Annotated in this window: 9 protein-coding genes; 5 read left to right on the top strand and 4 right to left on the bottom strand. The window is 71.3% G+C overall.

The window, feature by feature from the left end; all coding sequences use genetic code 11:
* Positions 1-77 precede the first annotated feature (77 nt).
* From IF04_RS0102250 to IF04_RS0102230, 4 genes are all read right to left on the bottom strand, one after another.
* Complete coding sequence (locus tag IF04_RS0102250) at positions 78-1994, bottom strand: glycoside hydrolase family 3 protein (RefSeq protein ID WP_078599719.1); 1917 nt, start codon at positions 1992-1994, stop codon at positions 78-80.
* A gap of 816 nt (positions 1995-2810) precedes the next feature.
* Entirely contained in the window at positions 2811-3629 is an 819-nt protein-coding gene (locus tag IF04_RS0102240) for a sugar phosphate isomerase/epimerase family protein (RefSeq protein ID WP_030249980.1), read from the bottom strand.
* A gap of 230 nt (positions 3630-3859) precedes the next feature.
* The gene (locus tag IF04_RS0102235) at positions 3860-4957 is read right to left on the bottom strand and encodes a helix-turn-helix domain-containing GNAT family N-acetyltransferase (RefSeq protein WP_030249977.1); all 1098 of its coding nucleotides are present in this window, start codon (positions 4955-4957) and stop codon (positions 3860-3862) included.
* Between the two features lie 26 nt (positions 4958-4983).
* A complete protein-coding gene (locus tag IF04_RS0102230; protein ID WP_030249973.1) occupies positions 4984-6102 on the bottom strand; it encodes a LacI family DNA-binding transcriptional regulator in 1119 nt (372 codons plus the stop codon).
* 233 nt (positions 6103-6335) lie between these two features.
* Between IF04_RS0102230 and IF04_RS0102225 the strand changes: the two genes are divergently transcribed.
* From IF04_RS0102225 to IF04_RS0102205, 5 genes are all read left to right on the top strand, one after another.
* Positions 6336-7487 (top strand): Gfo/Idh/MocA family protein, encoded by a 1152-nt coding sequence (locus tag IF04_RS0102225; RefSeq protein WP_030249970.1) that lies wholly within the window; start codon positions 6336-6338, stop codon positions 7485-7487.
* Between the two features lie 41 nt (positions 7488-7528).
* Positions 7529-8632, top strand: a complete 1104-nt coding sequence (locus IF04_RS0102220; protein WP_245654242.1) for a dihydrodipicolinate synthase family protein — start codon at positions 7529-7531, stop codon at positions 8630-8632.
* On the top strand, positions 8629-9486 hold the full coding sequence (locus IF04_RS0102215) for a sugar phosphate isomerase/epimerase family protein (protein ID WP_030249966.1): 858 nt from the start codon (positions 8629-8631) through the stop codon (positions 9484-9486). Before IF04_RS0102220 ends, IF04_RS0102215 begins: the two co-directional genes overlap by 4 nt.
* A 349-nt stretch (positions 9487-9835) precedes the next feature.
* On the top strand, positions 9836-12079 hold the full coding sequence (recD2, locus tag IF04_RS0102210) for an SF1B family DNA helicase RecD2 (protein WP_051830646.1): 2244 nt from the start codon (positions 9836-9838) through the stop codon (positions 12077-12079).
* A 176-nt stretch (positions 12080-12255) separates the two neighbouring features.
* Positions 12256-13545: a citrate synthase gene (locus IF04_RS0102205; protein ID WP_030249960.1), complete on the top strand. Its 1290-nt coding sequence runs from the start codon at positions 12256-12258 to the stop codon at positions 13543-13545.
* Positions 13546-13864 lie beyond the last annotated feature (319 nt).

The following is a 13864-nucleotide window of genomic DNA, read 5'->3' as shown; positions in this document are numbered from 1 at the left end:
CGGTACAGGCGCACCGGTGCGGTCAGTACGACAGGTCGTGGCGAGTGCGTCAGTACGTCAGGCCGTGGCCGATGCGGTCAGTACGACAAGCCGTGGCCGATCGGGAAGAGTTCCGTGCCGGGAGCATCCGCGCGCATGACCGGTACCGGCAGTCTGCCCTTCGGCTCCCGGCGGCCCGCGATCACCCGGGCGGCGGCGCGCAGTTCGACATCGGTCCACGAGTAGCTGGCCAGCGCCGCCTTGACGCCGTCGAGCTGGGCGATGTCGTACGGGTTCCGGATCGCCAGCTGCACCACCGGCTTCCCGGTGTCCAGCAGGGCCCGCACCAGCCCCCGTTGCGAGGACCCCGCGGTGACGTTGTACGTGGCGACGACCACCGCGTCGTGGTCCGCCAGCGCCGCCACCGCCGCGTCGGTCTGCGCCTGGGTGGGCGCCGTGCCCGTGGAGTGCGCGGTGGCGGTGAAGCCCAGCTCGCCGAGGGTGCGCGCGAGCACTCCGGTGGGCGGGCCGCCGGTGCCGGACGGCGCGGCCGGGTCGGCGCCGACCACCAGGACGCGGCGGGCGCTGCGCCGGGAGAGCGGCAGCAGGCCGCCCTCGTTGACCAGCAGCGTCGTGGTGCGGTCGGCGATCTTGTCGGCGGTCCTGAGGTGCTGCCGCGTGCCGACCGTACGGTCCACCGCACGCCGCGAGGTGTACGGACCGGCGAACAGCCCGCGCCGCTCCTTCAGCACCAGGATGCGCAGCAGCTTCTCGTCGATCTCCCGCTCGCTCAGCTCCCCGTTGCCCACGGCCGTGAGCACGCCCTTGTACGCGGCTTCCAGGTCCGGCGGGTTCAGCAGCTGATCGACGCCGGCCTTCAGGGCGAGCACCGGGACGCGGTCGTCCCCGTACTTCTTGCGCACGCCCTCCATACCGAGCGAGTCGGTGACCACCACGCCGTCGTAGCCGAGGCGTTCGCGCAGGATGCCGGTGAGGATCGGCCGGGAGAGGGTCGCCGGATCCTCACTCTTGTCGAACGCGGGCACGACGATATGCGCCGTCATGATCGAATCTATCCCCGCCGCGATGGCCGCCTTGAAGGGCGGCGCGTCCAGCCGCTCCCACTCCTCGGCGGAGTGGTGGATGTACGGGATCCCGATGTGGCTGTCGGTGTCGGTGTCGCCGTGGCCGGGGAAGTGCTTGGCGGTCGCGGCCACACCGGCCCCCTGATACCCCTTCACCTCCGCGGCGACGAACCGGGCCACCGCCTTGGGGTCGGCGCCGAACGACCGCACGCCGATGACCGGGTTCGCGGGATTGACGTTCACATCGGCGGTGGGAGCGTAGTCCTGGCGGATGCCCATGGCGTACAGCTCGGCGCCGGAGATCCGGCCGACCGTCTCCACGTCCTCCCGCGAGCCGCCCGCGGCCAGGGCCATCGCCCCGGGGAAGAGGGTGGCGGGCGCGCCGATCCGGGCCACTATCCCGTGTTCCTGGTCGGTGGCGATCAGCAGCGGCACGGGAACGCGCTGGGCGGCGCCCGCCTTCTGGATACCGTTCGAGAGATCGGCGATCTGGCGCGGATTGCGGGTGTTGTGCGCCCAGGAGAAGTAGATGATGCCGCCGACGTGGTACTTCGCGATCAGCTCGGCGGCGTTCGAGACGCCGATCTCCTTGCGGTTGGCCTCGACGTCGGCGGGATCGGGCGCGGTGGCGGAGTGCCCGAACACCCGCATCACGAAGAGCTGCCCGACCTTCTCCTCCAGGCTCATCCGGCCAATGAGCGCCCGCATGCGGTCGCGCACGTCCCGCGCCGGCCCGGCGGGCACGGCATGGGCGGCACCGGCGGTGGCCACCGCGGTCGCCGCGGCAGCAGCAGCGGTCAGGACGGCACGTCTGGAGTGGCCGGCGGGGCCGGAGTGATCGGTGGCTGTGGAGTGATCGGTGGGGGCAGAGTGATCGGTGGCTCTGGAGTGATCGGCAGGGCTGGGGCGAGCGGTACGTCTGGAGTGCATGTGCGCTCCTTCCGGAGGGCTCCTCGGAGGCTTCCTCGGTGACTTACTCAGACTTACTCAGGCTTCCTCGACGACTTCCTCAGTGCCGGTAGCACCAGATGGCCGGGTCGCGACACAGACCGCTCCCACCCGCCCAGTCCCAGGCATATAGGCGTATTGAAGGAAACTGCCAAGGAGACACGGATATCCGGAAAACAATTGCCGGTCAATGCCCCAGCACCAACCGGGTGATCACGCGAGTGGGGGTAGGGAGGGGGGAGGCGCGGGGGCGCCGGGGCGTGCCGACGGGGAGGCGCAGGGGTGCCGGGGTGTGGCGAGGGGGCTGCCGGTGCGTGGCGACGGTGAGGCGCGGGGCGCGGCGGTGTCGGGAGCGTGGCGACGGGGAGGCGGGCTTGAGGCGGAGGCGTCCCCGAACGGCGGTCGGTCCGGGCGGAGATCCGCCACCGGCGCGTGAGGAGGGGGGTGCGCCGGTGGCGGTGTGCTGCCGGCCGCAGGCGGTGGAGAGGGTGGTCAGCGACGCAGCCAGCAGCGAGGCCGACACCGCTTTGCGGAGACTCACCGGCAGTACGTCGTTGTGACGGACCGGCAACGCCCTGGGTTCCCCGGAACAGCCGCACCCCGCAAGATTGGTACAGATTGGTACTACTGGCACACGGTGGACCGCCGCGAGGGCCGCGCGGTGGACCGCCGCGAGGGCCGCGCGGTGGGCCGCCGCGAGGGCCCAAGAGCCGCCCGAGCGCCGCCCCGAGGTCCTCACTTCCCCGGACTCATCCTCGCCTCCTCGGGCTCATCCTCCTCCCTTCCCTGGGCTCGCCCTTACTTCTCCAACTTCTCCAACGTGGTCAGGAGCTGCTCCAGATGTTGGCGGCCGGGGCGGAGAAGGTCGGGGAGTGCGGGGGCCTCGCGGTACCACCGCTTCTCGTACTCCCAGCACAGCCAGCCGTCCCAACCGTCCCCGACGAGCGCGCCGAGGCAGCCGGCCAGCGGGAGCACCCCGGCACCGAGCGGCAGCGGCGTCTTGTCCTCGGCCGAGGCGACGTCCTTGACCTGGACATAGCCCAGATGGGGAGCGAGCACGGCCTGCGTGGCGGCCGGGTCCTCACCGCCGAGCCAGGTGTGCAGCACGTCCCACAGCGCACCGACCGACCCGTGCCCCACCGGCCCGACCACACGCGCCGCCGCGGCCCCCGTACGGTGCGAGTCGTGCGTCTCCAGCAGCACGGACACCCCGCGGTCCGCGGCGAGCGGCGCGATGGCCCCGAGCCGGCGCGCGGCGTCCGCGTCGGCCTCCGCGGCCGGCCGGTCACCCGCGCCGGGGAACACCCGTACGTACGAGGCGCCCACATCCGCCGCAAGGCCGACCAGCCCCGCCAACTCGTCCGCGACCGCCGCCTCACCCGCCGCGTCCTGAGCCTCGGCGACCTTCGCGTACCCCGCGATGGTGAGGATCTCCACCCCGGCGTCCGCGAACTCCCTGGCGACCTCGGCACGTTCACCGGGACCGAGCCCCGTGTGCACCGGTTCCTCCGGATGGGCGCGCAGCTCCACCCCGTGGTACCCGGCACCGGCGGCAAGCCCGGCCACGTCCCGTACCGGCATACCGGGCACGCCCAGCGTCGAGAAGGCGAATCGCATAGCCCTACAGCCCTACCTTTCCCAGCCCTTCACGAAGAACCTCGTACCGTCCCCACCGCACGACTACCCAACGACCCGCAACCGGGCCCCCGGGCCCACAGCCCCGGCCGGCGACTCCCCGTCACAGTGACAGTCATAGCCACAGCCGCAGCCACGGTCTCAGCCCACGGCTCCTTGCCGCAGCCAAGGCTCACAGTCCCAGCCGGCGGTTCACCGTCCCGGCCGACGACTCACAGCCGCAGTCGCCAGTCCTGCCCGACCAGGTCCTGTCCGAAACTGTGGTGCGGCCGCTCGGCGACCAGCTCGAACCCGGCCCGCTCGTAGATCCGCCGGGCGGACGTCAGGACGCTGTTGGTCCACAGCACCAGCTCCTCGTACCCGGCGTCCCGGGCGAAGTCCGTGCAGGCCGCCACCAGCCGCCCCCCGATGCCATGACCGCGGGCCTCCGGCTCCACGAGCAGCAACCGCAGCCGAGCCGTGCGTATCCGCTGTATCCGCTCCCGCCGACCGCTCTGACCTTCCCCGCCCCCGCTTCCCGCCTCGGTCGTGCCCCCGCTCTCCCCCTCGGCATCGACCTGCGCCCCCTCGTCCGGCCGGTCCCGTACGCACATCACCTGGCCCGCCGGTTTGCCGTTCAGCTCGGCGATCCAGGCACGGTCCCAGTGCGGGTCGAAGTGCTCGGCGAACTCGGCGACGATGTGGGCCACCAGCGCTTCGTAGGAGAGGTCGAAACCGTACTCGCGGGCGTACAGCTCGGCATTGCGCTGCACCATCCAGCCCAGGTCACCGGGGCGCGTGGTCCGCAGGGCCACCTGGTCCGACGCCGACCCGGAAGGGGCGTCGGACGCGGGCTGCGGACAGGCTTCCGATCGGTCGACATCCGACGGGCCGGCATCCGATGGGCCGGTGTCGCCGAGCAGCTCGCGGATCGTCGACATGGACTCCACCAGCCGGGCACGGTCCGGTCCGGGCAGCTGTTCCAGAAGTCGGCCGGCGCTGTCCTGCGACCGCTCCTCCAGGGTGGTCGCCGCCTCCCGGCCGTGCGCGGTGAGCATGACGCGCCGGCGTCGCGAGTCCTCCTCCGAGCGGCCGGTGGTGATCAGCTCGCGCTCCTCGAACTTTCCGAGCAGACGGCTGAGATACCCCGCGTCCAGGGAGAGGGTGACCCGCAGGTCCGCGGCGTCCACCTGACCAGGGCTGTTGGCGAGCTCGTACAGCAGCCGGGCCTCGGTGAGCGTGTACGGACTGTAGAGATGGCGGCCGTAGTCGAGCGCGCCGATGAGGTTGGTGTAGAAGCGGTTGAAGCGGCGGAATTCCTGGACGGTCATGGCATCCCCCAAAAACCTTGACTGAGTCAAGAATAGGGCGGAGCCGTCGACTTGCGTATCACCAATTCGGATGAAAGCAGCACCACGCCGTCCGCCGGCGCCGGCTCCCGCCCCATCGCCAGCCGGCCCGCCCGCGCTCCGGCCTCGGTCAGCGGCAGCCGGACGGTCGTCAGCGCCGGCACCGCGTCCGTGCTGAAGGGCAGATCGTCGAAGCCGGCGACCGAGACGTCCTCGGGGACCCGCAGCCCGTGCTCGCGCAGCGCGGCGCAGACGCCGAGCGCGACCGTGTCATTGGCCGCGACGACGGCGGTCAGATCCTCGTCCTGCCGGAGGAGTTCGTGGGCTGCCGCGTAGCCGGAGGCCCGGTCGTAGGCGCCGTGGACCGTGCGGCCGGGTACGTCCTCGATGCCGTGCGCCGCGAGGGCGGCACGGTGGCCCTCCAGCCGGTGCCGGGTGGTGGTGAGCCCCTCGGGTCCCGCGACGCATCCGATGCGGCGGTGGCCGAGGGCGACCAGGTGCTCGGTCAGCGACCGCGCACCGCCCCGGTTGTCGAACGCAACGGTCAGCGGAGCAGGCCCCGTATCAGCACCGGAAGCCGAGGAAGCCCCCGCCGGACCTTCCGCCGAACCCCCGTCGCCCGTCGGCACCCCCACCGCCAGCGGCGGCCGCCCGCACAGCACTACCTGGGTCCCCGCCGCGGACAGCCGCGCCACGCGGGCCGCCAACGCCGCCGTATGAGCGGGGTCCTCGGTCGCGCCACCGGTCAGTACGACGGCGCCGGCCCGCTGGCGGTGCAGCAGCGTGAGGTAGGTCAGCTCGCGCTCCGGGGAGCCGCCCGTGTTGCAGACCACGGCGAGCTTCTCGCCGCCGGAGGTGCTGTCGCCGCTCATCTCCGACTGCACCGCGCTCGCGAGTATTCCGAAGAACGGGTCGGCGACGTCGTTGACGAGGATGCCGACCAGGTCGGAGGTGGCCGCGGCGAGCGCACTGGCCGGTCCGTTCGCGACGTACTCCAGTTCCGCGACCGCCCGAAGTACCCGGTCGCGGGTGGCCTCGGCCACCGGATAGTTGCTGTTCAGCACGCGTGAGACGGTCGCCGCCGAGACTCCCGCCCGCGCGGCGACGTCCGCCAGTGTCACGGTCATATCGCTCCCCGTCCCCCTTCCTGCGGCGCCCCGTACGGCGTCGCCCCTCTTGTGGCGCCTCGCGTCGCAGGCTAGCTTCTCTCGCGATGGAAAGCGCTTTCTATGCGTGACCGGGTGAGCAACTCCGGGCGCTGGGGGCCGCGCGCCCTTCGTCGGCGCTTTCCGTGCGCTTGTCCGTTCGCGGACCACGTGGGCCGCGACCGGTACCACCGGTTGATGTGAGGGGTCGGGTTGTGACACGCAAGACCGTACGGATCGCCATGAACGGCGTGACCGGGCGCATGGGCTACCGCCAGCACCTGCTCCGCTCGATACTCGCCCTGCGCGAGCAGGGCGGCCTGGACGTGGGCGGGGGCACGGTGATCTGGCCCGAACCGGTCCTGGTCGGCCGCGCGGAGCACAAGCTCGCGGCCATGGCCGACCGGCACGGCCTCACGGAGTGGTCCACCGATCTGGACACGGTGCTGGCCGACGACAGCATCGACATCTACTTCGACGCGCAGGTCACCGCCGCCCGCGAGGAGGCCGTCAAGAAGGCGATCGCCGCGGGCAAGCACCTCTACGTGGAGAAGCCCACCGCCACCGGGCTCGACGGTGCGCTCGAACTGGCGCGGCTGGCCCAGGCTGCGGGCATCAAGCACGGCGTCGTCCAGGACAAGATCTTCCTGCCGGGCCTGCTGAAGCTGAAGCGGCTCATCGAGGGCGGCTTCTTCGGGCGCATCCTGTCCATACGGGGCGAGTTCGGCTACTGGGTCTTCGAGGGCGACTGGCAGGAGGCGCAGCGCCCGTCGTGGAACTACCGGGCCGAGGACGGCGGCGGCATCGCGACGGACATGTTCCCGCACTGGGAGTACGTACTGCACGAGCTGTTCGGGCCGGTACGCACCGTCCAGGCCCAGCTGGCCACCCACATCCCGCGCCGCTGGGACGAGGCCGGGAAGCCGTACGAGGCGACCGCCGACGACGCCGCGTACGGGATCTTCGAGCTCGCGGGCGGCGCTGTCGCGCAGATCAACTCCTCCTGGGCGGTGCGCGTCAACCGGGACGAGCTGGTGGAGTTCCAGGTGGACGGCACGGAGGGGTCGGCGGTCGCAGGCCTGCGCCGCTGCCGGGTGCAGCACCGTTCCGCGACTCCCAAGCCGGTCTGGAACCCGGACCTGCCGGCCACGGAGGACTTCAGGGCGCAGTGGCAGGAGGTGCCCGACAACGAGACGTTCGACAACGGCTTCAAGGAGCAGTGGGCACTCTTCCTGCGCCACGTGGTGCTCGACGAGCCGTGGCGGTGGGACCTCATGGCGGGCGCGCGCGGCGTGCACCTCGCCGAACTGGGCATCCGCTCGGCGCAAGAAGGACGCCGCCTGGACGTACCGGAGCTGAGCCTGTGAGCGCCTCTTCCGAAACCGACGCCGCGCCTGAAGGAACGCCTGTGAGCGCCGCACCCGTAGGTGCGGCGGTCCCCTTCACCTCCCGTACCGTCTTCGCCGCCGCGCACGTCGTCGCCGACCCGAAGGCCGACACCGCCCCCGACGGCCCCGCCGTGCTGGACTGGGACGCCACCCTCGCCTTCCGGCGCCACCTGTGGTCGCACGGCCTGGGCGTCGCCGAGGCCATGGACACCGCGCAGCGCGGCATGGGCCTGGACTGGCCGACCGCCGCGGAGCTGATCCGGCGGTCGGCCGCCGAGGCCAGGGCGGTGGGCGGCCGGATCGCCTGCGGCGTGGGCACCGACCAGCTCCCGCCCGGGGAGGCGGGGCTGCCGGACGTGCGCGCCGCCTACGAGGAGCAGCTCGCCCTCGTGGAGGAGGCCGGCGGACAGCCGATCCTGATGGCGTCGCGGCAGCTGGCGGCGGTCGCAGCCGGGCCCGAGGCGTACGCGGAGGTGTACGGGCACCTGCTCCGGCAGAGCAGCGAGCCGGTCATCCTGCACTGGCTCGGCCCGATGTTCGACCCGGCGCTGGAGGGCTACTGGGGCAGCGACGGTCTCGACGCGGCCACCGAGACGTTCCTGCAGATCATCGCCGAGCACCCGGACAAGGTCGACGGCGTGAAGGTGTCGCTGCTCGACGCGGACCGAGAGGTGGCGCTGCGCCGCCGGCTGCCGAACGGCGTGCGCTGCTACACGGGCGACGACTTCCACTACCCCGAACTGATCGCCGGCGACCAGCGCGGCTTCAGCCACGCGCTGCTGGGCGTCTTCGACCCGCTCGCGCCGCTGGCCGCCGAGGCCGTGCGCCTGCTGGACACCGGGAACACCGCCGCGTTCCACAAGGTCCTGGACCCCACTGTGGAGCTGGCCCGGCACCTCTTCGAAGCGCCGACCCGCTACTACAAGACCGGCGTCGTCTTCCTGGCCTGGCTCTCGGGCCACCAGGCGCACTTCACGATGGCGGGCGGCCTGCAGTCGGCCCGCTCCCTGCGGCACCTGCGCCGGGCGTACGAACTGGCGGGCGGACTCGGCCTGTTCCCGGACCCCGAACTGGCCCGGCACCGTATGGCGCAGCTGACCGCCGTACTCGGAGGAGACGCATGACCGGCCGCAACACGAAGGACGACCTCGCGCGCCTCAGTCTCAACCAGGAGACGGTCAAGCAGTGGTCGCTGCCCGAGCTGGCGGACGGCTGCGCGGCGGCCGGGCTGCGCCACGTGGGCCTGTGGCGCGAGCCCGTACAGAAGTACGGCGTGGACGCGGCCGCCAAGCTCATGCGGGAGGCGGGGCTGACCGTCACCAGCCTGTGCCGCGGCGGCTTCTTCACCGCGGTCGCCCCCCAGGAGCGCGCCGCCGCGCTCGACGACAACCGGGCGGCGATCGACGAGGCCGCGACCCTCGGTACGGACACGCTCGTCCTGGTGTCCGGCGGTCTGCCGCCCGGCAGCCGGGACCTGCACGGGGCGCGGGAGCGGGTGGCCGAGGCGCTGGCCGAGCTGGGGCCGTACGCCGCAGAGCGGGGCGTACGGCTGGCGATCGAACCGCTGCACCCGATGTACGCGTCGGACCGCTGCGTCGTCTCCACGCTCGCCCAGGCGCTGGACCTTGCAGAGCGGTTCCCCGTTGAGCAGGTGGGGGTGGTCGTGGACACGTACCACCTGTGGTGGGACGACACGGTCGGGGAGGGGATCGAACGGGTGGGGCGCGGCGGGCGGCTCGCGGCGTTCCAGCTCGCCGACTGGGTGACCCCGCTGCCCGAAGGGGTACTGCTCGGCCGCGGGCAGCTCGGGGACGGGGCCGTGGACCTACGGTGGTTCCGCGAACGGACCGAGGCGGCGGGGCACGACGGGCCCATCGAGGTCGAGATCTTCAACCCGGGCCTGTGGGCGCGGGACGGCGCCGAGGTACTGGCCGAGGTGATCGCCCGTTACCGGGAGCACGTGCTGCGCCCAGAGTGAGGCGGGCACGCGCAAGAGAGCCCGGGTGCCCCGCTGAACGCGCCGTGTGCGCCGTGCGTAGGGGCGCGGGCCGCGATGCGAACTGCGCCGAAAGAGGGGCGGAACCACGCAACCGTTCCGGCCTTTTGGAGGTCGTACTGGACATCGGCGCCTGGTGGCGGGGGAGACCGGGGGATGGTCAGGCGCCGATGAAGGGGGGACCCGAGGGGGGACCGAGGGGCCCGGCAGTACGCCGGGCCCCTCGAAATGTCCAGTCGAGATGTCCCGCCTGTGGACAACCCACAGGCCCGGCCGCCGGGTTGTCCACAGGCCCCCGGCGATGTCCGATCCCGGCGGTACCTTCGGTTCCATGCAGCGAACGCGCGGGGGAGGCCCGAACAACCCACCCGGCCAGGCCGTCGTCGAAGGCGTCCTGGAGCGGATCACGTACGCCAACGAGGACAACGGCTACACCGTCGCGCGCGTCGACACCGGCCGCGGCGGCAATGACCTGCTCACGGTGGTCGGGGCGCTGCTCGGTGCCCAGCCGGGCGAGTCGCTGCGCATGGAGGGCCGCTGGGGCTCCCACCCCCAGTACGGCCGCCAGTTCACGGTCGAGAACTACCGCACGGTCCTGCCCGCCACCGTGCAGGGCATCCGCCGCTATCTCGGCTCCGGCCTGATCAAGGGCATCGGCCCGCGGATCGCCGACCGGATCACCGAGCACTTCGGCACGGACACCCTCGAGGTCATCGAGAAGGAGCCGAAGCGCCTCATCGAAGTGCCCGGCCTCGGGCCGAAGCGGACGAAGATGATCGGCGCGGCCTGGGAGGAACAGAAGGCCATCAAAGAGGTCATGGTCTTCCTCCAGGGCGTCGGTGTGTCCACCTCCATCGCGGTGCGGATCTACAAGAAGTACGGCGACGCGTCCATCTCCGTCGTACGGAATCAGCCGTACCGCCTCGCCTCCGACGTCTGGGGCATCGGCTTCCTGACCGCCGACCGCATCGCCCAGTCGGTGGGCATCCCGCACGACAGCCCGGACCGGGTGAAGGCAGGCCTGCAGTACGCGCTGTCCCAGTCCACCGACCAGGGGCACTGCTTCCTGCCCCAGGAGCAGTTGATCGCCGACTCCGTGAAGCTGCTTCAGGTGGACACGGGGCTGGTCATCGACTGCCTGGCGGAGCTGGCCGAGGACCCGGAGGGCGTCGTACGGGAGACCGTCCCCGCCCCGGACGGCGGCGAGCCCGTGACAGCCGTGTACCTCGTCCCCTTCCACCGCGCCGAGCTGTCCCTGGCCGGGCGGCTGCGGCGGCTGCTGCGGGCCGCGGAGGACCGGATGCCGGCCTTCCACGACGTGCCCTGGGACAAGGCGCTGGCGTGGCTCGCCGACCGTACGGGAGCGGAGCTGGCGCCCGAGCAGGAGGCGGCGGTGAAGCTGGCGCTGACCGAGAAGGTCGCGGTGCTCACCGGCGGTCCCGGCTGCGGCAAGTCCTTCACGGTCCGCTCGGTGGTGGAGCTGGCGCGCGCCAAGAAGGCGCAGGTGCTGCTCGCGGCGCCGACCGGGCGGGCCGCCAAGCGGCTGGCCGAGCTGACCGGCGTGGAGGCCGCCACGGTGCACCGGCTGCTGGAGCTGAAGCCCGGCGGGGACGCCGCGTACGACCAGGACCGCCCGCTGGACGCCGACCTCGTGGTGGTCGACGAGGCGTCGATGCTGGACCTGCTGCTCGCCAACAAGCTCATCAAGGCCGTGCCGCCGGGCGCGCACCTCCTCCTCGTGGGCGATGTGGACCAGCTGCCGTCCGTGGGCGCCGGGGAGGTGCTGCGCGACCTGCTCGCGGACGGCAGCCCGGTGCCGGCCGTACGGCTGACCAGGATCTTCCGGCAGGCGCAGCATTCGGGTGTGGTGACCAACGCGCACCGGATCAACGCCGGGACGCTGCCGATCACGACCGGGATGCCCGACTTCTTCCTCTTCCCGCAGGAGGACACCGAGGAGGCCGGGCGGCTGACGGTCGATGTGGCGGCCCGCCGTATCCCGGCGAAGTTCGGCCTCGACCCCCGGAGGGACGTACAGGTGCTCGCCCCGATGCACCGCGGTCCGGCCGGCGCGGGGGCGCTGAACGGCCTGCTGCAGCAGGCGGTCACCCCGGCCCGCCCCGACCTCCCCGAGCGCCGCTTCGGCGGCCGGGTTTTCCGCGTGGGCGACAAGGTCACCCAGATACGGAACAACTACGAGAAGGGCCGCAACGGCGTCTTCAACGGCACGGTGGGGGTCGTCACGGCCCTGAGTGTCGAGGACCAGCGGCTGACCGTGCTGACCGACGAGGACGAGGAGGTGCCGTACGACTTCGACGAGCTGGACGAGCTGGCGCACGCGTACGCCGTGACGATCCACCGTTCGCAGGGAAGTGAGTACCCGGCAGTGGTGATTCCCGTCACGACGGGGGCGTGGATGATGCTCCAGCGCAATCTGCTCTATACGGCGGTTACCCGGGCAAAGCGATTGGTGGTGCTGGTGGGGTCGCGCAAGGCTCTGGGCCAGGCGGTGCGGACGATATCGGCGGGTCGCAGGCATACCGCGCTGGATCACCGGCTTGGCGGCACGATGTGAGGTGTCACCCCTTTCCCCATTGGGGCGAAGGGGCGCAAGATGGGCAGCTGGGCGGCACTGAGTGCCGCCTTAGGGCCCTATGGCCGACCCCGAGTGCACATCCAAGGTCCAAATGGGGGAAGGTATAGGCAGTCAGGGCACCTCGAAGAAGAGGCACAACGTCGGTGAGGGATGACGTGAGCGACAACTCTGTAGTACTGCGTTACGGGGACGGCGAATACACCTACCCGGTCGTCGACAGCAGCGTCGGCGACAAGGGCTTCGACATCTCGAAGCTGCGCGCACAGACCGGTCTGGTGACCCTGGATTCCGGTTACGGCAACACCGCTGCGTATAAATCCGCGGTCACCTATCTCGACGGTGAGGCGGGCATTCTCCGGTACCGCGGCTACCCGATCGAGCAGCTCGCAGAGCGCAGCACGTTCATCGAGACCGCGTACCTGCTCATCAACGGCGAGCTGCCGACCGTCGACGAGCTGTCCTCCTTCAAGGAGGACATCACCTACCACACGCTGCTCCACGAGGACGTCAAGCGCTTCTACGACGGCTTCCCGCGGGACGCCCACCCGATGGCGATGCTGTCCTCGGTCGTCAGCGCGCTGTCCACCTTCTACCAGGACAGCCACAACCCGTTCGACGAGCAGCAGCGCTACCTCTCCAGCATCCGGCTGCTGGCCAAGCTGCCGACGATCGCGGCGTACGCGTACAAGAAGTCCGTCGGCCACCCGGTCGTCTACCCGCGCAACGACCTCGGTTACGTCGAGAACTTCCTGCGCATGACCTTCTCGGTGCCCGCCGCCGAGTACGACCTGGACCCGGTCGTCACCAGCGCCCTCGACAAGCTGCTGATCCTGCACGCCGACCACGAGCAGAACTGCTCGACCTCGACCGTGCGTCTGGTCGGCTCCTCGCAGGCGAACCTCTTCGCCTCGATCTCGGCCGGCATCAACGCGCTGTGGGGCCCCCTGCACGGCGGTGCGAACCAGTCCGTGCTGGAGATGCTGGAAGGCATCCAGCGCGACGGCGGCGACGTCGACACCTTCATCCGCAAGGTGAAGAACAAGGAAGACGGCGTGAAGCTCATGGGCTTCGGGCACCGCGTCTACAAGAACTTCGACCCCCGGGCGAAGATCATCAAGGCGGCGGCGCACGACGTCCTCTCCGCGCTGGGCAAGTCCGACCAGCTGCTGGACATCGCCCTGAAGTTGGAGGAGCACGCGCTGGCCGACGACTACTTCGTCGAGCGCAAGCTCTACCCGAACGTGGACTTCTACACCGGCCTGATCTACCGGGCCATGGGCTTCCCGACCGAGATGTTCACCGTGCTCTTCGCGCTCGGCCGGCTCCCCGGCTGGATCGCCCAGTGGCACGAGATGATCAAGGAGCCCGGCTCCCGCATCGGCCGTCCGCGCCAGATCTACACCGGCGTGGTCGAGCGCGACTTCGTGCCGGTCGAGCAGCGCTGACCCCAGGCTTTGTCGTCCGCCGGCCCGCAGTGCGGGCCGGCCAGGGCCCGCCGCGCGCCGCGAAAGCGGCTGCAAAAAGGCGAAAAGCGCCCCTCGCTCCAGATCCCCCCACGGGTCCGGAGCGGGGGGCGCTTCCCTTTCCCGGGTCGGATTCCCCCCACGGGATCCGTCCGGGCGTCCATTGAGGGCACCCTGCTCTACTGCATTGCGCGAGCTGCCGGGACGCGCACGTACGGGAGGGCCGCTCAAAGCTCCCCGGGCACGTCGCCCCGGCCACGCGTACCGGACGAAGTCCCCCAAGACCGGTCCGGTTGCCTAG

Origin of the sequence: Streptomyces violens (assembly GCF_000717745.1) — a bacterium.
Classification (GTDB): domain Bacteria; phylum Actinomycetota; class Actinomycetes; order Streptomycetales; family Streptomycetaceae; genus Streptomyces; species Streptomyces violens.
The sequence above is the reverse complement of the archived record's forward strand: the minus strand, read 5'-3'. Positions and strand labels throughout refer to the sequence as shown.